We start from the raw sequence: 19,608 nt of genomic DNA on the forward strand, positions 1-19,608 counted from the left end.
TATGATATATTCGAAACACCTAGTGAAATAGTAGGAATTGTGAGGTGAGGAATTGAAGCTGTCTACGAAAGGACGATACGGATTAAGAGCCATGGTGGATTTGGCTGTGCACAGCGCCGATGGGCCGATTTCCATAAACAGCATCGCGAAAAGACAGAATATATCCGACGGATATTTGGAACAACTAATAGGAAAGCTGAAGAAAGCCGGTCTGGTGGACAGCGTGCGCGGTGTATGCGGAGGCTACCGCTTGGCGAAGCCGCCGTCCTGCATATCCGTGGGTGAAGTCCTGATGGTGCTGGAAGGTGATTTAAATCCGGTGGACTGCGCCGGGTTTAATGAGGATAAAAGCTGTCAGAATGCAGATACCTGCACTACCAAATATGTCTGGAAAAAAATAAACGATAATATTCAGGACACTGTAAACCATATATACTTAAGCGAACTGATGGACCTGAAGGAGAAGGAGTAGGAATATGGATAAAATGATCTATCTGGACAATGCGGCCACAACCCGCACAAAAAAAGAAGTGGTGGAAGCGATGCTTCCTTATTTTACCGAACAGTTCGGCAACGCCGCTTCCGTGTATTCCTTTGGAGCCAATAATAGAACCGTGATCCAGGAAGCGCGGGAGACCGTAGCCAATGCGCTGGGCGCAAAGCCGGAGGAGATATATTTCACCTCAGGCGGCACGGAGTCCGATAACTGGGCGATCAAGGCGGCAGCAGAAGCATACAGAGCAAAGGGGAATCACATCATCACCAGCAGGATTGAGCACCATGCCGTGCTGCATACCTGCGAATATCTGGAGAAAAACGGCTGTGAAGTGACCTATCTGGATGTGGACGAATACGGCAGGATCTCCATCGATGAACTGAAACGGGCGATCCGCAAGGATACGATCCTGATTTCGATCATGTTCGCCAACAACGAGATCGGAACGATAGAGCCGGTGAAGGAAATCGGTGAAGTGGCCAGGGAGCACGGGATCCTTTTTCATACGGATGCGGTACAGGCTTTTGCCCATGTGCCGATCGATGTGGATGAGATGAACATTGATATGTTAAGCGCCAGCGCCCACAAATTCGGAGGACCCAAGGGCATCGGTTTCCTCTATATACGCACCGGCGTTAAGATCCGCAACTTCATGCATGGCGGCTCACAGGAGAGAAAGCGCCGCGCCGGCACGCAGAATGTGCCGTCCATAGCGGGAATCAAAAAGGCGGTGGAGCTGGCTCTTGCCAATCAGGAGGAGGACCGCCGCAGAGTGGAGGAACTGCGCGATTATCTGGTAAAACGGGTGACAGAGGAGATCCCCTATACGAAATATAACGGGCATCCCACAAAGCGGCTGCCTGGCAACACTAATTTCTGTTTCCGCTTCATTGAAGGGGAATCTCTGTTAATTATGCTGGATATGAAGGGCATCTGTGCATCCAGCGGATCCGCCTGCACATCCGGATCCCTGGATCCGTCCCATGTGCTGCTGGCCATCGGACTGCCTCACGAAATTGCTCACGGCTCCTTAAGGCTGACTCTGGGTGATGAGACGACGAAGGAAGAGATTGACACCACGGTGGACTGCCTGAAGGAAATTGTATCCCATCTGCGCAGCATGTCCCCGCTGTATGAGGATTTTATTAAAAAGCAGAAGGATGTACGGTAAGTACAGGCGGACTGCCTGAAAAGTACGGTCAGATACCAGCTGCGGCAAAAAGCCGCGGATTATGATAAAAAGAATCGGAGGATTTATTTATGTATAGTGCAAAAGTAATGGATCATTTTGAACATCCCAGAAATGTGGGGGAGATAGAGAACGCCAGCGGCATGGGTACCGTGGGCAATGCCAAATGCGGCGATATCATGAGGATCTATCTGGACATCGATGAGAACCAGATCATCCGTGATGTGAAGTTTAAAACCTTTGGATGCGGGGCTGCGGTGGCAACCAGCAGCATGGCTACGGAAATGGTGAAGGGAAAGAGCATACAGGAGGCCATGGACGTGACGAATAAGGCTGTATGTGAAGCGCTGGACGGACTGCCGCCGGTCAAGGTGCACTGCTCTCTTTTAGCTGAGGAAGCAATTCATGCCGCTCTGTGGGATTATGCACAGAAAAACGGAATTGAGATCGATGGCCTTGTAAAGCCCAAGACCGATATCGGTGAAGAAGAGGTAGAAGAGGAGTATTAAAGGTGGACGGCAGAAAAAAAGTGGTGGTGGGAATGTCCGGGGGAGTGGATTCCTCCGTGGCCGCATATCTTCTGCTCCGACAGGGTTATGATGTGATCGGTGTGACCATGAAAACCTGGGAGGACGGTGAGGAACTAAGAAAAGAGGAGGAAGGCGGCTGCTGCGGCCTTTCGGCGATTGACGATGCCAGACGGGTGGCGGGGCAGCTCGGGATTCCCTATTATGTGATGAACTTCAAAGATGAATTTAAAGAGAAGGTAATCGATTATTTTGTGGATGAATATCTGCACGGCAGGACACCGAATCCCTGTATAGCCTGCAACCGTTATGTGAAGTGGGAGGCTCTGCTGAAAAGAAGCCTGGACATCGGAGCGGATTATATAGCCACCGGCCATTATGCCCGCATTGTGAGGCTTGCAAACGGCAGATATGCGCTGCAGAAGTCTGTGACCGCCGCAAAGGATCAGACCTATGCGCTGTATAACCTGACACAGCAGCAGCTGGCGCACACATTGATGCCGGTGGGTGAATATACAAAGGAAGAGATCCGCAAGATGGCGGAGGAGATCGGCTTAAAGACTGCGTCGAAACCGGACAGCCAGGAGATCTGCTTTATCCCGGATCACGATTATGCCGCGTTTATCCGTCGGGAAGCCGGATCGGTGCCCGTAGAAGGGGATTTTGTGGACCGGGATGGCAATTATCTGGGCAGGCACCGCGGGATCACCAACTATACGGTGGGCCAGAGAAAAGGATTAAATCTGTCCATGGGACGGCCTGTATTTGTTACGGAGATCCGCCCGGAGACGAATGAAGTGGTGATCGGAGAGGCAGAGGACGTATTTACGGATACACTGTACTGCGATCAGCTCAACGCGATGGGAGAGCCAGACCTGACGGCACTGCGGACAAAAGTGACCGCTAAAATCCGCTACAGCCATAAAGGGGAAGAATGTTATCTGGAGCCGGCCGGAGAGGGCAGAATCAAATGCAGCTTTGTCAGACCGGTCAGAGCTGCGACCCCGGGGCAGGCGGTCGTATTTTACAGCGGAGATATTGTGCTGGGTGGAGGGACAATCCTCTGACGGATCATAATTTAAGATATGCCCTGGTGTGCCGGCTGGATTATCAAAGGAAGAGGGAGAAACAATGACGAGAGACAGGCAGAAAAGAAAAATACGAAAGGGCATTCTGATCACCGCCGTGCTGCTCTGTATCGCCATGCTGGCCGGCGGATGCAGCGCGAAGACGGCATACATAGAAACGGGGACGCAGGACACCGCGCCGGATCAGAGTGAGTATTCGACGGCAGCGCCGCAGAAGACGGAAAACGCCGGAACCGATATGCAGGAAAACGTAAGCATTGAGGAAACTGCAGATGGGGCGCAGAGCGCCCGGGAGACGCTGCAGGAAACGGAGACAATGCCGCAGCTGGATCCCCCCACGTATGTGGATCCGGAGGTCCTCTATGTGACCGCTAAGCTCAATGTCAGAAGCGGTCCTTCCGTCGATTATGAAGTGGTGGGAAAGCTGCCGCGCGGCACTGCGGTGGAGCGCATCGGCTATCAGGGCGACTGGAGCTTAATCAGGTATGAGGACAGGGAGTGTTACGTCTCTGCAGAGTATTTATCAAGTGAAGCCCCTTCCGTACAGAAGGATGGGATCGGCAACTATTACGGTGACGGCACTGGTCCTTTGGTGTGCATAGACGCGGGGCACCAGCGCAGGGGAAATAATGACCAGGAACCGGTGGGGCCGGGCGCCGGTGAGACTAAGAAAAAGGTTTCTTACGGCACTTCCGGAAGATTTACCGGTAAGGCGGAGTACGAGCTGACACTGGAGGTATCTCTGGCGCTTAAGGATGAACTGTTACGCAGAGGTTATCAGGTGGTGATGGTCAGAGAGAGCAATGATGTTAATATCAGCAATGCAGAGAGAGCGGATATTGCGAATGACTGGGACGCCGGTGCATTTGTGCGCATTCATGCCAACGGCTCTGAGAACGCGGACAAAAACGGAATCATGACCATATCGCCCACACAGAACAATCCTTACTGCGGCGGCATCTATGAGGATAGCCGGGCGCTGTCCGATGCTGTGGTTAACAGCGCTGCCGATGCCACCGGGGCGAAAAACAACGGAGTCTGGGAGACCGATACCATGAGCGGAATTAACTGGTGCAAGGTTCCTGTGACCATTGTGGAGATGGGCTATATGACGAACGAAACAGAAGATAATTTGCTGTCCTCCTCCGATTACCAGGCGAAAATGGTAACCGGTATAGCGGACGGGCTGGACAGTTATTTTGGAAGGTGAATTATGCATACAATTGATTTATATTCCTACCGCTGCGGAGTGATCGACTGCTTTAACGAAGTGATTCATGCGGGCATTAAGCGGCTGGCTTTGAGCCATCCGGCGGATACGAAAGAAGAGCGGGATCTCTACCTTAGGTTCTCGGAAGAGATCTGCCGGAAGTACCATACGCATATGTACGCGGAGGATGATCTTCTGGTCACAGACCTCTTTCCGGTATCGGATACAAAGGGTAAATATCTGATCCTCTATTATGACAGGGAAGAGACGCTTCGCAGTTATCTGGATCTGAAGAAAGAAAAGGTGCAGCTTAATAATTCCGGCCAGTATTGCGGTGAAGCCAGACTAAAGATCGCGCAAAAGTTTGGCAGGCTGCTTTCTTATACGGAAGAAGCGGTGCATCAGATCATAGAATCCAACCGCGACAGAGAAAAAGTGGTTGAAGCATAGAGAAAATTATGATATAGTAATGAACGTGGCCGCAGGATGGCGGCCATTATGGAGAAGTGCCCAAGTGGTTGAAGGGTCCGCACTCGAAATGCGGTAGGTCGGCTGAAACCGGCGCGTGGGTTCAAATCCCACCTTCTCCGTCTTTAAAACACCTATTGACATCTGGACTTTTCAAGGTTTGGACATCAATAGGTGTTTTGTTATTACTATTCACAGTTGCTGTAAACTTCCCGCGCATGGTGGGGAAGAGTTCTCTTTTTTTCGTTTGGTGCAACTCTCTGTCGAACAACAAATGGAGGATTTAATTTATTATTAGTGACAGGACAAAAGCCTATAATGATTTGAAAAAACGAAATGATTTGCGAGAAAGTGCAAAGAGACTGCGCAGGCAGTTCTTCCTGTATAGCGGAAATTGTCTATAGCATTACGCACAAGAAACTGTTGGAACTCGCTGGTATAGCAGCCATATATCAAATGGATGGAACCGTTCTGAGTAACCGGGATATTTTTGATGAATATCTGGAAAGTTTCATGAGCCGAGTACGTTGGCTTCACAGGAGGATAAAATAAGAAAAAAGCAGCCAACCTGCGTGTGGCTACTTTACTTCTTACTGTTTAGTTCCTTCATAATGCCGAGGAGATAAGCCATCGACTTGGGATCCAGTTTCTTTCCCTCTTCGATAAACTCCTGCAGGGCTGTCGGATAAAGGTTTCCTTCATCAAAGAATTCCTGCGGCGTTACACCTAAATATTCACAGATGTAAAAGAAGGACTGCATGGCCGGAAGTGACTTTTTATTTTCAATGTTATTGATGTAGTTGTTTGCTTGACCCAACGACAATGACATGTCGCGTGCGGATACACCTTTTTGTGCTCTCAGTTTTGCCAGCCGTTCCGGGACAAAATCTTCATACATCGCCTTCACCTCCCATTCTATAGTAGATTGTACTTTGCACGTGTGTATTATTCGCAGATTTGAAAGGGGTGTTTAAATTGACTTGAAGAAATAAATCTATTATAATTAGATTAGGCGAAAAAATATAACTATCGACTGGAGATATCAGATGAAAGTTAAAACCTGTTGTGTTACCGGACACAGGGATACCGCTTTTATAAAGAATTGCGTGAAATTCCGGTAGGACTAAACTTGGAGAAAAAAAGGATAAATCTTGGACGCAATAATGTATAAAAAAGTGGAGCCGCATAGATTTCGCTGGTAACTGATGCCTATTGAAATCAAAGATGGATGATTGGGTAGGGGCGAAGAAAATGCTTAGAAAAATAAACAACTTTATAAACATAATTGTGTGGCGGTCGGAAATCCATGCAGAGTGATACGCAAAATTAACGAGGAATCAGATTCCTGCGCAATGTCTCTATATAGGGGATGCGGTCTCAGATGTGTCTGAGGCCGGAAACGCCGGGATTATATCTTTGAAACGGTAGGAGAATTAAAAAATTACTTGATGAAAAATACAAACCAGAAACCGGAGGAGGCGCCAATACCATGAAAGGATTTAACCGACAAAATCAATTATTTTCTCTTTGCGGATTGAACTGCGGGCTTTGCCCTATGTTTTTGAATAAATATTGCCCCGGCTGCGGGGGCGGCGAGGGAAATCAGTCCTGTAAAATTGCAAGATGCAGCATGGAGCATAATGGTGTGGAATACTGCTTTCAGTGCGATGAATACCCTTGTCCAAAATACGAGCATATGGATGACTTTGATTCCTTTATGACACACCAGGGCCGAAAATCTGATATGGAGAGGGCCCGGCAGTTGGGAATAGAAGCTTATAATGCGGAGCAGATGGAAAAGACAAAAATACTGGACATTCTCCTGTCCGATTTTAATGACGGGCGCAAAAAGACACTGTTTTGTACAGCAGTATCTCTTTTGGATCTGCAAGACCTGCAGGCGGTACTCAGGCAAATTGAGGACAGAGCTGATTTGGAAACGCTGGCGCTCAAAGAAAAAAGCACTTTTGCCGCATGGCTGCTGAAGGCGGCGGCAGCAAAAAATAATATTGACTTGAAACTTCGAAAGAAAAAGTGAGAATTGGATACAGCTATTGCTCATTAAGGAATGAGGAAAAATAGAGGACCGAAATGAGTTCATCTAAATATATCCGGTTCTTGGAAAGGACAGAAGAAGAGAGGTGTATTTTTGGTAAGAGAGTATCTGCATATGAATGTTTATGATGCGTTTTTAGCATGAATGCATTTTCTCTTTGAGGAGTTTGATCATATTTATGTCTCTTTTTCCGGAGGCAAGGACAGCGGTTTGCTGCTCAATCTGGTTCTGGATTATCGGAATCAGCATTATCCGGAAAGGGCCATTGGAGGTATGCTTGCAAATGGAAATATGGTTCACGATTGATCAGATTGATGAAGGTACATATATTATCAGCGAATACCGGCATTGGGAGGAGACGCATTGCTATCTGTTAAATGGCTCCAGCCGCAGCTTATTGATTGATACGGGTCTGGGAATCTGCAATATTTATGATGAAGTAATGAAGCTGACAAATAAGCCTGTTACGGCCGTTGCCACCCATATTCATTGGGATCATATTGGCGGCCATAAGTATTTTCCGGACTTTTATGCCCATGCGGAAGAATTGAGCTGGCTGAACGGTGAGTTTCCGCTGACAATAGAAACAATCAGAGAGATGGTGGCAGACCGCTGCGATTTACCAGACGGTTACGATACAGGCACTTATGAGTTTTTCCAAGGGACGCCAACAAAGGTACTGGAGGATGGAGAGAATATTGAATTAGGTGGACGGAATATACAGGTATTGCATACCCCGGGCCATGCTCCGGGGCATATGTGTTTCTGGGAATCAGACAGAGGTTATCTGTTTACCGGAGACTTGGTTTACAAGGACACTTTATTTGCCTATTATCCGTCAACAGACCCAGACGCATACCTTGCTTCTCTTGAAAAGATTTCGGAGCTTCCGGTCAAAAAGGTTTTTCCTGCGCATCATAGTTTGGATATTCAGCCGGAGATTTTAAGCAGAATGAGAAATGCGTTCAGGGAGCTTCGGGAAGATGGTAAATTACATCACGGCAGCGGTACATTTGACTATGGAGATTGGGCAGTATGGCTATAAAGAGAAGGAAGCAGTATAATTTAATTTAGTTGTGTGCTAAACAAAAGGCTTTATCAGAACGAAAGAACAGCGAAAGAGGCTTGAAAGGGGCATTTATATGAAGTATGTATGTACAGTTATATCGGTAGCGGACATCAGCGCCGCAAGAAAGTTTTATGAGGAACTGTTCGGGCTAGAGGTCTATCAGGATTACGGAAAGAATATCGCTTTTACCTGTGGTCTGGCATTACAGCAGGATTTTGACGGGCTGGTAAGTATACCAAAAGAAAAGGTATTGAAGAAATCCAATAACGCGGAAATCGTCTTTGAGGAACAGGATTTTGACGGTTTCCTGAATAAGCTGAAAGCATACTCGGACATCGAATATTTGGGAGAAGTTATCGAACATAGCTGGGGGCAACGTGTGATCCGGTTCTACGATCTGGATGGGCATCTCATAGAGGTTGGAGAGGATATGCAGATGGTAGTAAAGCGGTTCCTTGCTTCTGGAATGACTATGGAAGAAGTCTGTGAAGATGGACGTTTCCGTTGATGACTTAACAAAACTTCTGAATAGTTAATTTGCAGTAGACAAATAAATTGAAATTTCTGTGCAGGCACATCATTCTTTTGTAGATGGTTTGCATATCGGACAGTTTGTAGGAAAATTGTAAAAATTGTTGAACGAAGGGTGATCAGGAGTTAGGAGATGCAATGATGAAAAAGATCACAACTTTTTTTAGTGCTATGTTACTTATTATATCATTGTCTGCTTGTTCATCAGACTTTGATGGAAGCAGAACAGGAAACGACACTCAACTAATTATGGAATATACAGCATTTAATACTACCGACACTCAAGATTTGGTTGTTGAAGCCGGAGATATTATTCATGCAGAAATTGTGGTTGAGGATGGTCATTTATCATATAAAATTCAGAAAGATGACGAGGAAACTATCGCTGAAAGTGAAGGCATTTTCTTTCCGGTAGAATATGATTTTGATGTATAATTGGCACAAATTAGAAAATATGGGTTTGTCGGTAAGTAACACAACAGGGAGCTGGACGGGCATCTCACAGCGGTTGGCGAGTATTTAGAAAAGCTGCTATATAGCTGAGCGGGAAAGAAAGTCAGAAGTTGTGGGGTTTGAAAATTTTAAGTTGCTTTTATGCGTTCTTGGTGGAAAAGGTGTATTTCAAATTGAAAGGATGGTCGGGTGCTAATGAAAGAAGTCATCAACTTCATTGAAGCGAATGTGGATGGCAAAACGCTGTTTACAAAGGAATTAGTTTACGAACTTGAAAATGGTGCGTTACAGGGCGCTTACTCAGATCAAATATCTTTCTCTAATCTAAAATATTCTCAGAGCGGATTTCAGTTGGATATGTTTATTGTATCTAATGAGAAGATATGGCTCATGGGAAAGGATGGAGAACGGGAAAAATTGCGAAAAGATTTCAGTGGTGTATCCCTGTTCCGATTTGAACTGGCGAAGCGAAAAAGTACGAATAGTTTGACTGGCTGTTTTCGTTTCATTTCAGCTTCAGGGAAAAATGTGGCAGCAGAGGCTATCGTAAGTGGAATTTATGATGTGCGTCTTGAAAATGATGTGCTGAAGTTATCGGAAGATCAGGTCTTGTATCGGGATCAGCCGATACAAGAAGGGAATTTTAAGCCCGTTGCATTTCAATCGGAACATCGTTTTTATGTTAAAGCTAATAAGCTACACTATGAATACAACGGCAAGTGTTTTGATGTGGACTCAAAAACTATGCGGCGTAACGATAGCTCCGATACCTTTCCTCCGTTTATTTCAATCGAAAAGTAAGAAATTATACTATGTTCAATGATGGAAGAAGTAAAAAGGTTGTTTTTGTTGCACATTGCTTTTAAATCAAAATTTAGGACTTGATAGGGGGAATATTCATGGCGCTGATAGCCCGGTAGTGGTAGAGAATACACGCATACGTTGATGAAGAGAATATAGGGAGCCTTACAGACCAGATTGAAACAACGATAAAAAAGTGGTTTGGTCTGGATATTCCGGTTTGTGGGGTGAAAAATATGCAGAACAACGAATTACTGAATCATATGGATAAGCTACATACGACCGAATTGGGTGTAGTAAGAAGCAAGAGAAACCTTGCTTTGGATACCGATCATGTTGTTGATTGGTGCAGAAATATGATATCTTCTGTTGAATCATGGAGCTGGTCTGGGATGAGGATGCTGCCTGTTACTCACGCAATGCGGTAAGCAACCATGTGAGCAATCTGCGGAAGAAATTGAAGATAACACCGGATGGCCTGGAATATATCAAAAATGTTGTCAGCGTCGTTTATAAATTTGAAGTACCATAGCAAAGACCACAAGGATGCCTTTTTCCATGTAGCCTTGCTTTATTCGTGATTCTTTTTTTTCGCTTGACAGAAAGCAGGAATCGGATACATAGAGATGGAGTAAAATCCATCTCTTTCTTTTTGCACCTACATAAATGCTATCATTTGCTTCTCTGTTTTTAAAATAAGTAAACAATATCTGAACCTCCGCATGTTCCTATCATTTTTTATGACTGTTAAATTGTAAATTGGATAAAATAACGGTGAAATATATAAGCAGAAATTTATTTACAGTTTACGGAGGTAGTAGATATGAGAAATAGAAAATTATTCAAAGCAGATATAGAATGCTTTCGGGAACACTTGTGCCAAGAAGAAAAAAGTGCGGCGACAGTGGAAAAGTATATCCGCGATACACATGCTTTTTATCTTTTTTTGGCAGGTCAGTCAATTACGAAAGAAAGGGTAATGAAATACAAGCAAGGGCTTGTAGAAAAGGGTTACGCTGTGCGCAGTATCAATTCCATGCTGGCGTCCATCAATAACTTACTCGGTTTTTTGAACTGCGCCGAGTGCCGCGTAAAAACTTTAAGAACACAGCGCTGTATCTATTCTGCAGAGGAAAAGGAGTTAACCAAAGCGGAGTATTTCAGGTTGGTAGAAGCAGCACGGAACAACCCACGGCTCTGTCTACTGCTACAAACGATCTGTAGTTGCGGCATACGAGTATCGGAACTTCAATATTTTACCGTGGAGGCAGTACAACAAGGTGAGGTTGTGATTTCCTGCAAAGGAAAGACACGAACCATTCTCGTTCCAGGAAGTTTAAAAAAGAAGCTGCTTGTCTTTACTCATAAATCCGGCATACAAAGCGGCGTGATTTTCCGTACCAAAAACGGAAAACCTATGAATCGAAGTAATATATGGTCTGAAATGAAAAAACTGTGCCAGGTGGCTAATGTAAAAGCCAGCAAGGTGTTTCCTCATAATTTACGCAAACTTTTTGCCAGGACTTTTTATGGAATTGAGAAGGATATTGCTAAGCTTGCGGACATCCTTGGTCACAGTAATATAGAAACCACCCGAATCTATATCATGACCACAGGTATAGAACACCGCCGAAAAATTGAACGGCTGGGACTTGTAGTCTAGCGGTAAAGTCAAAAAAACACTACATAATTTACATTATGTAGTGAACCCACATCAAGAATCGTTGCAAATGGAATATGATGAATGGGAGTTACAGTAAAAAAGGCGCACGAAAGCACGCTCTCGGCTATTTTTTCAAAAAAGCATGGAGGGCGTACTTTTGCTGCCTTTATAAGAACTAATGCTACTTATTAAGTTTTAGGGAACATTTTTTGTTTGCGAAAATCGCTTGATTTTTATAAGCTTAGGTGATATAATTTAGGTTATATCATATATGTATTTCTAATGCAGACAGCAAGTTCACTACATAATGTAAATTATGTGCTTTGCCTGTAAGGGATGCAGGTATGAAACCAAACTTTATATGAAAAACTCAAATGCAACCCCATCGAAAGATGGAATTCGCAAAGCTAAGGGCCTTAATGCAAAACGTATGGCAGCCGATGTAAGAGAGTTAATTTTCCCCGCTGGTTGTTGGATGACGAGTCTTTTGTTCTGTTCAATTATAACGAGGTGAGATGAGTGCAACAGGAAGCCGTAAAATTTTGCTGTGAAGCAACTGGGCAGGATGGGGAAAACGTGCCCTTCGTAGTAAATGCACTTCTCAATTATCTCTGTTGCGAGTTTGAGAATGGCCATAGCGTGGATTTTGGCCAGGATTTCAGCGTCTTTTCTGTCAAGAAGCGCGATCAGATTTTGCCGCCGGGGTCTCCGCGGACGCCAAAGGCGCCGAAGTATAATAATTATCCCCAGCCTTTCCTGATACGTCGGACATTGAATCCATCGGGAAAGGGTAAAAAAGATGCTGCGCCTTTTATAGAAATGGATGAATCTGCAAGGATAAGAGCGTTTAAGGACTTAGGTAAGTACGAGCTTCGCGGCAGACGAGCCTTCGGGCTGGAAAATGGGATGTTGTTTTTCGCAGCGGCTTAGAGCTCATGAGCCTGCTGCATGAGTACCTGCAATGCAGCTTTGCAGATAGATTGGAGAGTACCGTATGAAAAACAAAGTGATGAAACGAATCAGCGGCCTGCTGGTGTCGATAATACTCCTGATTGGAATGACCACCACAGCTTTCGCAGCTGATTCGGGCAGTGAAGGCGTAAAACTGCTGGGGGCTGATGCCAGCAAAAATGTGCCTTTTTTTGTGGAGAATATGTTTCCGGGAGATTCTGTATCAAAGGATTTTAATATTCAGGTTTCCCATCAAAAGGCCATCACCCTTTATTATCATGCGGATATTCGCCCCGGTTATGAAGTCCTGGCAGAAGTATTACACATAAAAATTGAGCTGCCTGAAAAAGGGGAGACCCTGTATAACGGCCTGATGCGGGATATGCCGAACTCTGTACAGTATGGATTAGAAGCCAACGCACAAGAACTTCTTTACCGTATTACCGTATATCTGATTTGAACAAGCAGGAGGTAACACATTTGGTGGAATCAATGGAATTATTGGATTACTTGTCTGCAAAAGCAGGCTGCATGTATTTGTCTGATCTACATCGGGTAAACAACTTTTTGGCTGTACATCATGCACTGAGAGAGCTGCCCCCTGATACTTTCAGCGTGAAAGAATGGAATGATGCTGTTCGATATATAACCGGAGAGCAACATGATTTTTTCTCATCAGACGAGGCGGAAAAGTATCTTGCAGAATATGTTATGAAAAAAGGAACCTTATAAATTATATATTCTCCAGGGAAACCGGGTATGTATGTTATCATCACCATAAACAGCATTTCCGAAAACAGGCCAATATATAGAAACCTAAGCGTTTTATGAATTTGATATTCTTGCCCTTCTGATCACGCACCCCCAGCGGGTGTTCACCTAAAATAAATAGAGGAAATTATGTGGCAAAAAAATGAATAAGCAAGGGGCTGTTGCACTAATTGATTAGTGTGACAGCCCCTGTTAGGGTTAGATTTCTGCTAAATATCTTTTTAATAAGCGGGCCAATTCTGTAACATCAATCGGCTTTGCTATATGGGCATTCATACCGCACTCCAGGCAATGCTGTATGTCATCAGAAAAAGCATCCGCACTCATAGCAATAATTGGGATAGATAAAGCATCTGGGTGATTTATTCCCCGAATTGCCTTTGTAGCCTCATATCCTGTCATATGTGGCATCCGTATATCCATAAGAATGGCATCGTAATATCCCTCAGGTGAATTTTGAAACTTGTCCAGACATATCTGGCCATCCTCTGCCCAATCCAGTTCCACGCCCAAATCAGATAGCAATTCTTTCGCAACCTCCCAGTTTAGTTCATTATCCTCGGCAAGCAGGATACGGCGACCGGATAGATCAATCGTTTGGTTCGATGACTGGTCGTGTTCCGTTTCAATGGTCATATACTGGCGCAAAGCATGATACAGCGTGGATTTAAAAAGGGGCTTGGAGATAAAACCACTAATACCCGCTTCACGAGCCTCCGCTTCAAATTCACTCCAGTCGTATGCAGAAATCAGCAGAATCGGTACTTCATCGCCCAAATTACGTCGGATTTCTTTTGCAACCTGAATCCCATTCATGCCTGGCAGTTTCCAATCTAATAGAATGATTTGATAATCATCTCTCTTTTTATGGTGTTGAATTACCAGTTCTATCGCCTTTTCTCCGCTTAATGTCCATTCAGCTTTTATTCCAATGGATTTTAGTGCCCCAATGGCTGTCTTACATAACAATTCGTCATCATCAACCACCAGCATATTCCAAGGGGGGAGAACCATATCCATTTCCAGTGCAACCGCTTTTTCAAAATCAAACGTAAGAAGAAATTCGGTACCCTTATCAGGCTCACTTTGTATATCGATGGTTCCTTCCATAGTGTCCACAATGTACTTAGTAATCGCCATTCCCAAACCGGCACCTTCAGTTTTATGTATTCTGGCTCCATCCGCACGGCTATAGGATTCGTATATTTTTTTAAGAAAGTCTGGTGACATACCAATTCCGTTATCTTTGACCTTGATATGAATTCGGACATAGTTTTCGCCTTTCGGAGATTTTTCTTCAGAAAGGGATAATTGTATCGAACCGCCCTCAGGTGTATACTTCGTTGCATTTGACAAGAGATTTAGCAAAACCTGATTTAAGCGGACACCGTCGCACCACACATCTTCTGTTAGGATATTTTCAACATGTATGTCAAAGATTTGCTTTTTTGCCTTAACCTGTGGCTGCATAATATTAACGATTCCTTCAACAACTTCCTTTAATGAAATTTGTTCTGTTGTTAAAGTTAATTTTCCACTTTCAATTTTAGACATATCTAAAACATCATTGATCAGGCCTAATAGATGTTTACTGGATAATGTAATTTTTCTAAGACAATTCTGTACCTGTTTCCGATCATCTATGTGGGCAGTGGCAATCGCGGTCATGCCTACGATTGCATTCATAGGTGTACGAATATCATGGCTCATATTTGCTAAAAATTCACTTTTGGCTTTGTTCGCTTCAAGAGCCGCCTGCCGGGCCTCCTCCAATTCATGCACCTGAGAACGGGTTATGGAGAAATACCGAAGAAAAATCAAAGTCAGAATGATCAAAATAGAAGCACAGGACAATAATGTCATGAACATACGCTGGCTGCTTAGATTGTTTATTGCATCATCCAATATCCCATAAGGCATTACCGATACTAAATACCACTCAGAATAGGGTAATGATATACCGTATATTTGCCGTTCCTCACCATTTACTTCACATGTTGTGGCAAATTCTTCATGATTTTTTAGTGCAACACCAAACTCTTTAATGGAATTTTCTACAGATAACTCATTTACTGTAGAATCAAGCTGTTTTTGGAGTTGTTCAAAAAAGTACCATAGCTCAGTGTTGGAGTTCTGTATTACAAAACTACCATCTGGCCTGATAATATGATAATACATCAACGAATCTTCATCCTCTAAGGAAAGGAAATCAGTTATGTACTCCAGAGGAACGGCCGCGATCAAACCAGTGCTTTTGTCGCCATTGTGCATTGGATAATCAGCGTCAGCGCCAAACAATACCACTTCATTTCCAGCAGAATCAATGCCTACAGCGACTCTTTGTTCCCCCTTTGATAGTGCTTCTACAAAAGGCTCTGGATTAAGTGGTCGAATTGCCTGTCCATAAAGCGTCTGAAAATTTCCATCGGCAGAACAAAGTGCTAAATAGTCAAATCCCCTAACCTGTGTCCTGTAAATGAGTTCCTCATATAGATTCGCCCTATCATTGCTATCTGTTGAGACAACAGAAATAATACCGCTAACCTGATCAAAACGCAGCTTAATCACAGTTTCAAAGTGTCTGGACATCTGTTCATTCATTCCAGACATATAAATATTCCCAATTTCATAAACGGTATTTTTACTTTTCCGACTCATATAGACCCCGAGCAGACTGAAAATGATAATACTAAAGACCAAAAGCCCAATGAAACTGCATATTAGAAAACGCGTTGTAAAATTCTTCTTTTTATTGTTTCCCATTGACGTTATTCCCCCTGGGTGCTCTTAAAATCTACAATAACATCAATTGTTTCATAATAGTCCTTTGATAATTGCGGCATCATATCGAGAGCCTTATTCCAATCGTCTTCTTTTAATGCTTTTGTTACCAGACTACTACTTTCAAACAGTCTGGTAAAAGAAAGATTTTGACAAATTCCTTTGAGTGTATGAATGGCTCTAAGAGCCTCAACATAGTCTTTATTTTCCATAGACGCTTCAAACAAGAGAAAACTTTTATCGTCCAGAAACTTATATATAAATTTTTGAATGATTTGTTCACGCCGCAGTCTACCCAAAACTTCATTAAAATCACCGCCCAATTTTATATAACAATCTTTTAGATTCATAATCGAGATTCCTCCTTTTTAAACATTGTCTGTGATACACTCTTTTTCGTCCAGAAAACATATGCTCACTTTGTTCTTTGTGTTTTTTGATTGATACATCATATTATCCGCAAGCTTAAAGAGCTTTTTTGGAGTTCCTATTCCATATGCTCCGCCTATGCTTACAGACATATGCAGTTCGGGATAATCGTCAATAGTTATACAATCGATAGAGAATCGGATCTTCTCCAGTTTTTTTTCAAATATATCGGCAGGTATATTAAAAAAGATAATTACAAATTCATCGCCGCCATATCGGATCACAGCATCTGTTTTTCGTACACATGATAAGATAGTTTGTGCAATGTTTTGCAACACAATATCGCCAACGTCATGACCATATTTATCATTGATATGCTTAAAATTATCCATGTCTATTACAACCATTGCCTGAACATCATCTGCACCTCGAAAATGCTCGTCATAATAGCGCCGGTTATAGACTCTAGTTAGCGAATCAATATATAATAATTGCAAATGACGTTGTTTGCGGGACAGGAAGGTATATTTTTCATGCCGCTCTCTCCATTACGGAATTCCACAATATGAGATAGGATTGAGATCATCAGCTTATTATTCTTTTCCTGCTCCTGAAATTGTTCTGCGATAATTTTTTCAAGACACTGCTGGCGTGCATATAAAAACATCGTATTAGAAATTCGACGTTGGACAATAGCCGAATCAAAGGGACGGCTAATGTAGTCGAAAGCCCCCAAGTCATAGGCACGCTTTATATTAGCTGGAGAATCATCGGCAGATATCATAATAACAGCGAAGGTGTCATTCCAGTGGTATTTGTTTATGTAGGCTAATACTTCAAATCCATCCATTTTAGGCATCATAATGTCCAGAAGCAGAAGGGAGAAATCTATTCTTTGCTTTGAAAGAAGGGAAATTGCTTCTACACCGTTCTCAGCCTCAACAATATCATATTGATCTTCTAAAATATCCACTAAAAGAGCACGATTCATTTCTGAATCGTCTACAATTAAAATTTTTTGTTTTTCCATGGTTCTTAAACTCTTTCTTATATTTTTACGGTTTTATTATATCTGTTATTTCTACAAGCTGGCAATATCTATATTGGTAAGGTGTACAAATAGGTTTTATCTTTTTTACTGACAAAATGAGCGCATCATGATATAATCACACAAATAGGAGATGAGTTATGAAACCACAAGAAACAAAATTTTCATTTGTATATAACGAAATTAAGCAGAGCATTTTGGATGGGCAGATACCTCAAGGAAATGCCTTGCCATCTTCAAGGATGTATTGCGAACAATTCCATGTTAGCAGATATACGATTAACCGCGTTTTTGACATGTTGAGGGAGGAAGGATTGATTGATATTCAGCCTCGCCTTGTACCGATTGTTGTTTCAACAAAAGAGGCTTTTAATACATCAAACGCTGTTTTTGAGGTTTTAAAACAAAAGAAAAGCATTTTACAGGTATATCAAACTTTTGCTCTAATACTTCCTTCACTTTGGGTTTTTGCTTTGCAGGGGTGTGATGTGGAGGTACTGCCTCACTATAAACAGGCTGTGAAAGCATTGCGTTTAGGACATACCGCCGATGGATGGCGTCCTTCCTCTAAATTAGGGCATGATGTATTAAGAATCGGTGGGAATTCTTTATTCAGCGAACTATATTCTACATTTTGCCTTTATAATAAGCTGGCATTTTTTACTAAAGATTGTCCCTATTTCTCCAACCACTTTTTTCCGGGATCTGCATCTGTAACCGGTGTTATTATTGATGTATTAAAAGGCGATGATCCACTCACAAAGTACAATCAGTTATCAAATATGTACCAAAAACTTACGGATTCTATTGAAAATACGTTAAATTACCTGTCAGAGACAACACCAAAATGTCCTTCGCAAACTGGTTTGAGGTTTTCGTGGAATCCCATGCGTGGTCAGGATTATTATTACTCAAAAATTGTTGATGACATAAATCTTAAAATCGGTCTTGGTAAATACCCTATGGGAATATTTCTTCCATATGAAAAGCAACTGGCTAGCCAGTATGATGTCTCTATATCAACGGTCAGAAAAGCTTTGTCAGAACTCGAACAGAGAGGTTTCGTAAAGACGCTAAATGGTAAAGGCACTATAGTTATAGAACCGGATGATACTAAACTTCATCAGTTGGCGCTTAATACCGGGTATGTAGAAAAATCTTTGCGTTACCTTCATGCCTTACAACTAATGGTATTGATTATTCGTCCAGCAGCTTTAGTTGCAGCTCCGCAGTTTACGAAAGCAGAACTGGAAGAGTTAGCAAACAGATTTACTTCTCCTGGCTCTATTTATTTAGCAGATATTTTGAAAACCATAATGAAACATACCACGTTAGAACCTTTCTATGTTATATTATCTGAAACCAATCATCTTCTTGAATGGGGGCATCATTTTGCTTATTATCCGTCCAAGAAACGTACAATTTCATATCTCAACAAGCAAGTCATTATTGCATTTCAGCAGTTAAGGGAAGGGAATGTAGACTCCTTTGCGGATGGCATAGCAGATTGTTACCGTTACAATTTGAGTCGTATGAAGAAGAATATGATAGAAAAATATAAGTTTCGTAATGTAGCTAATATTCGGGTGCCGGAAAAATACTAGTTAACAAGGACATAGCAAAAGCCGGAAAGCAGTGTCAAGGGTAAAATGAATGAACTGCATCACACTCTTGATACTGCTCCCGGCGTTTCCTTTTGTGTGAACAAAGCGCTAAACCCACAGTGTCGCTTTAGCGGCTCTGTTCTTAAATCTTTCTTTTTCCTACGCGTATTCCTGCACCCAGTGGCATGACGCCCAATGGCTTATTGATGGCGTTGATGCTCTGCTTTACGTGCCTGCCGCTTTGAACAAACGGGCATATATGGTCAAGGGTGATGGTAACAAGGTAGCCATCACCTGTGACAGCGGTCATTTTGCTGGCATTGACCTTGGCATTGGAAAATATCATTTTGAAGTTGGCGCAGGTAAAGAAAATTTTGAATGGGCATAAAACATAAAACTCCTCACAGCCGGTTATGGCAGTGAGGAGTAATTTTATATTTTGATGATTGCAAACAGGGGCGTCATCCCAGGATATCACTGCCTAAAGCCCCTGTGTACGAAACATTTCTGCCATTTCATCGGCAGTTTCCTGT

At 43.0% G+C, this 19,608-nt stretch carries 22 protein-coding genes, 1 tRNA gene and 3 pseudogenes; 22 read left to right on the forward strand and 4 right to left on the reverse strand.

Going from position 1 to position 19,608, the window contains the following annotated elements; all coding sequences use genetic code 11:
* The first annotated feature begins 52 nt into the window (after positions 1-52).
* The 8 genes from DWZ56_RS12565 to DWZ56_RS23645 all read left to right on the forward strand — a co-directional run bounded on the left by DWZ56_RS12565 (position 53) and on the right by DWZ56_RS23645 (position 5,530).
* A complete protein-coding gene (locus tag DWZ56_RS12565; RefSeq protein ID WP_118556987.1) occupies positions 53-472 on the forward strand; it encodes an RrF2 family transcriptional regulator in 420 nt (139 codons plus the stop codon).
* 4 nt (positions 473-476) lie between these two features.
* A complete protein-coding gene (gene nifS, locus DWZ56_RS12570; RefSeq protein ID WP_118556988.1) occupies positions 477-1,667 on the forward strand; it encodes a cysteine desulfurase NifS in 1,191 nt (396 codons plus the stop codon).
* An 89-nt stretch (positions 1,668-1,756) separates the two neighbouring features.
* The gene (gene nifU / locus DWZ56_RS12575; RefSeq protein WP_118556989.1) at positions 1,757-2,194 is read left to right on the forward strand and encodes a Fe-S cluster assembly scaffold protein NifU; all 438 of its coding nucleotides are present in this window, start codon (positions 1,757-1,759) and stop codon (positions 2,192-2,194) included.
* A gap of 2 nt (positions 2,195-2,196) precedes the next feature.
* A complete protein-coding gene (gene mnmA / locus DWZ56_RS12580) occupies positions 2,197-3,279 on the forward strand; it encodes a tRNA 2-thiouridine(34) synthase MnmA (RefSeq protein ID WP_279220291.1) in 1,083 nt (360 codons plus the stop codon).
* A gap of 64 nt (positions 3,280-3,343) precedes the next feature.
* Entirely contained in the window at positions 3,344-4,510 is a 1,167-nt protein-coding gene (locus DWZ56_RS23160) for an N-acetylmuramoyl-L-alanine amidase (protein ID WP_118556990.1), read from the forward strand.
* A gap of 3 nt (positions 4,511-4,513) precedes the next feature.
* A complete protein-coding gene (locus tag DWZ56_RS12590) occupies positions 4,514-4,960 on the forward strand; it encodes a hypothetical protein (protein WP_118556991.1) in 447 nt (148 codons plus the stop codon).
* 50 nt (positions 4,961-5,010) lie between these two features.
* A tRNA-Ser gene (locus tag DWZ56_RS12595) sits at positions 5,011-5,100 on the forward strand.
* A 214-nt stretch (positions 5,101-5,314) separates the two neighbouring features.
* Complete coding sequence (locus tag DWZ56_RS23645; protein ID WP_243095237.1) at positions 5,315-5,530, forward strand: DUF6462 family protein; 216 nt, start codon at positions 5,315-5,317, stop codon at positions 5,528-5,530.
* A 31-nt stretch (positions 5,531-5,561) separates the two neighbouring features.
* On the opposite strand, the gene DWZ56_RS12605 is transcribed toward DWZ56_RS23645, so the two are convergent.
* Positions 5,562-5,876, reverse strand: a complete 315-nt coding sequence (locus DWZ56_RS12605; protein WP_023042646.1) for a helix-turn-helix domain-containing protein — start codon at positions 5,874-5,876, stop codon at positions 5,562-5,564.
* A 591-nt stretch (positions 5,877-6,467) separates the two neighbouring features.
* Between DWZ56_RS12605 and DWZ56_RS12615 the strand changes: the two genes are divergently transcribed.
* The 12 genes and pseudogenes from DWZ56_RS12615 (at position 6,468) to DWZ56_RS12680 (ending at position 13,234) form a co-directional block, all read left to right on the forward strand.
* Entirely contained in the window at positions 6,468-7,016 is a 549-nt protein-coding gene (locus tag DWZ56_RS12615; protein WP_118556992.1) for a DUF3795 domain-containing protein, read from the forward strand.
* A 301-nt stretch (positions 7,017-7,317) separates the two neighbouring features.
* On the forward strand, positions 7,318-8,079 hold the full coding sequence (locus tag DWZ56_RS12625; RefSeq protein ID WP_118556993.1) for an MBL fold metallo-hydrolase: 762 nt from the start codon (positions 7,318-7,320) through the stop codon (positions 8,077-8,079).
* Between the two features lie 97 nt (positions 8,080-8,176).
* Positions 8,177-8,639, forward strand: a pseudogene (locus DWZ56_RS12630) (VOC family protein).
* Positions 8,640-8,772: 133 nt separating this feature from the next.
* Positions 8,773-9,069: a hypothetical protein gene (locus DWZ56_RS12640; RefSeq protein ID WP_243095238.1), complete on the forward strand. Its 297-nt coding sequence runs from the start codon at positions 8,773-8,775 to the stop codon at positions 9,067-9,069.
* A gap of 213 nt (positions 9,070-9,282) precedes the next feature.
* Positions 9,283-9,888, forward strand: a complete 606-nt coding sequence (locus DWZ56_RS12645; protein WP_118556994.1) for a hypothetical protein — start codon at positions 9,283-9,285, stop codon at positions 9,886-9,888.
* 11 nt (positions 9,889-9,899) lie between these two features.
* Positions 9,900-10,030 (forward strand): annotated as a pseudogene (locus DWZ56_RS23800) (CD3072 family TudS-related putative desulfidase); the annotation flags it as partial.
* 121 nt (positions 10,031-10,151) lie between these two features.
* Positions 10,152-10,316: a DUF3781 domain-containing protein gene (locus DWZ56_RS23455; protein ID WP_330424883.1), complete on the forward strand. Its 165-nt coding sequence runs from the start codon at positions 10,152-10,154 to the stop codon at positions 10,314-10,316.
* Positions 10,265-10,420, forward strand: a complete 156-nt coding sequence (locus DWZ56_RS12660) for a helix-turn-helix domain-containing protein (protein WP_243095239.1) — start codon at positions 10,265-10,267, stop codon at positions 10,418-10,420. The genes DWZ56_RS23455 and DWZ56_RS12660 overlap by 52 nt, the downstream gene beginning before the upstream one ends.
* Before the next feature lie 291 nt (positions 10,421-10,711).
* Positions 10,712-11,551 carry a tyrosine-type recombinase/integrase gene (locus DWZ56_RS12665; protein ID WP_118556996.1) on the forward strand — a complete coding sequence of 280 codons (840 nt, stop codon included), beginning with the start codon at positions 10,712-10,714 and terminating at the stop codon, positions 11,549-11,551.
* 519 nt (positions 11,552-12,070) lie between these two features.
* Positions 12,071-12,481, forward strand: a complete 411-nt coding sequence (locus DWZ56_RS12670; RefSeq protein WP_118556997.1) for a hypothetical protein — start codon at positions 12,071-12,073, stop codon at positions 12,479-12,481.
* Positions 12,482-12,545: 64 nt separating this feature from the next.
* Positions 12,546-12,962 (forward strand): hypothetical protein, encoded by a 417-nt coding sequence (locus DWZ56_RS12675; RefSeq protein ID WP_118556998.1) that lies wholly within the window; start codon positions 12,546-12,548, stop codon positions 12,960-12,962.
* A gap of 20 nt (positions 12,963-12,982) precedes the next feature.
* Positions 12,983-13,234: a hypothetical protein gene (locus DWZ56_RS12680; RefSeq protein ID WP_118556999.1), complete on the forward strand. Its 252-nt coding sequence runs from the start codon at positions 12,983-12,985 to the stop codon at positions 13,232-13,234.
* Positions 13,235-13,471: 237 nt separating this feature from the next.
* On the opposite strand, the gene DWZ56_RS12685 is transcribed toward DWZ56_RS12680, so the two are convergent.
* The 3 genes and pseudogenes from DWZ56_RS12685 to DWZ56_RS23650 all read right to left on the reverse strand — a co-directional run bounded on the left by DWZ56_RS12685 (position 13,472) and on the right by DWZ56_RS23650 (position 17,453).
* The gene (locus DWZ56_RS12685) at positions 13,472-16,036 is read right to left on the reverse strand and encodes a hybrid sensor histidine kinase/response regulator (RefSeq protein ID WP_118557000.1); all 2,565 of its coding nucleotides are present in this window, start codon (positions 16,034-16,036) and stop codon (positions 13,472-13,474) included.
* A 5-nt stretch (positions 16,037-16,041) separates the two neighbouring features.
* Positions 16,042-16,404: an Hpt domain-containing protein gene (locus tag DWZ56_RS12690; RefSeq protein ID WP_118557001.1), complete on the reverse strand. Its 363-nt coding sequence runs from the start codon at positions 16,402-16,404 to the stop codon at positions 16,042-16,044.
* A gap of 18 nt (positions 16,405-16,422) precedes the next feature.
* Positions 16,423-17,453: pseudogene (locus DWZ56_RS23650) on the reverse strand (diguanylate cyclase).
* A gap of 158 nt (positions 17,454-17,611) precedes the next feature.
* Between DWZ56_RS23650 and DWZ56_RS12700 the strand changes: the two are divergent.
* Positions 17,612-19,075, forward strand: a complete 1,464-nt coding sequence (locus DWZ56_RS12700) for a GntR family transcriptional regulator (protein WP_118557002.1) — start codon at positions 17,612-17,614, stop codon at positions 19,073-19,075.
* Positions 19,076-19,304: 229 nt separating this feature from the next.
* Entirely contained in the window at positions 19,305-19,463 is a 159-nt protein-coding gene (locus tag DWZ56_RS23805; RefSeq protein WP_442911445.1) for a nitroreductase family protein, read from the forward strand.
* The last annotated feature ends 145 nt before the right edge of the window (positions 19,464-19,608 follow it).

This window comes from Lachnotalea sp. AF33-28 (assembly GCF_003477885.1).
Lineage (GTDB): Bacteria > Bacillota > Clostridia > Lachnospirales > Lachnospiraceae > AF33-28.

Coding starts and splice junctions, on each gene's coding strand:
- DWZ56_RS12615 (WP_118556992.1), top strand. CDS start 6,468: ATGAAAGGATTTAACCGACAAAATCAATTATTTTCTCTTTGCGGATTG.
- DWZ56_RS12640 (WP_243095238.1), top strand. CDS start 8,773: ATGATGAAAAAGATCACAACTTTTTTTAGTGCTATGTTACTTATTATA.
- DWZ56_RS12605 (WP_023042646.1), bottom strand. CDS start 5,876: ATGTATGAAGATTTTGTCCCGGAACGGCTGGCAAAACTGAGAGCACAA.
- DWZ56_RS12685 (WP_118557000.1), bottom strand. CDS start 16,036: ATGGGAAACAATAAAAAGAAGAATTTTACAACGCGTTTTCTAATATGC.
- DWZ56_RS12660 (WP_243095239.1), top strand. CDS start 10,265: ATGGAGCTGGTCTGGGATGAGGATGCTGCCTGTTACTCACGCAATGCG.
- DWZ56_RS23455 (WP_330424883.1), top strand. CDS start 10,152: ATGGATAAGCTACATACGACCGAATTGGGTGTAGTAAGAAGCAAGAGA.
- DWZ56_RS12675 (WP_118556998.1), top strand. CDS start 12,546: ATGAAAAACAAAGTGATGAAACGAATCAGCGGCCTGCTGGTGTCGATA.
- DWZ56_RS12690 (WP_118557001.1), bottom strand. CDS start 16,404: ATGAATCTAAAAGATTGTTATATAAAATTGGGCGGTGATTTTAATGAA.
- DWZ56_RS23160 (WP_118556990.1), top strand. CDS start 3,344: ATGACGAGAGACAGGCAGAAAAGAAAAATACGAAAGGGCATTCTGATC.
- DWZ56_RS12590 (WP_118556991.1), top strand. CDS start 4,514: ATGCATACAATTGATTTATATTCCTACCGCTGCGGAGTGATCGACTGC.
- DWZ56_RS12700 (WP_118557002.1), top strand. CDS start 17,612: ATGAAACCACAAGAAACAAAATTTTCATTTGTATATAACGAAATTAAG.
- DWZ56_RS12645 (WP_118556994.1), top strand. CDS start 9,283: ATGAAAGAAGTCATCAACTTCATTGAAGCGAATGTGGATGGCAAAACG.
- DWZ56_RS12625 (WP_118556993.1), top strand. CDS start 7,318: ATGGAAATATGGTTCACGATTGATCAGATTGATGAAGGTACATATATT.
- DWZ56_RS12665 (WP_118556996.1), top strand. CDS start 10,712: ATGAGAAATAGAAAATTATTCAAAGCAGATATAGAATGCTTTCGGGAA.
- DWZ56_RS23645 (WP_243095237.1), top strand. CDS start 5,315: ATGATTTGCGAGAAAGTGCAAAGAGACTGCGCAGGCAGTTCTTCCTGT.
- nifU (WP_118556989.1), top strand. CDS start 1,757: ATGTATAGTGCAAAAGTAATGGATCATTTTGAACATCCCAGAAATGTG.
- nifS (WP_118556988.1), top strand. CDS start 477: ATGGATAAAATGATCTATCTGGACAATGCGGCCACAACCCGCACAAAA.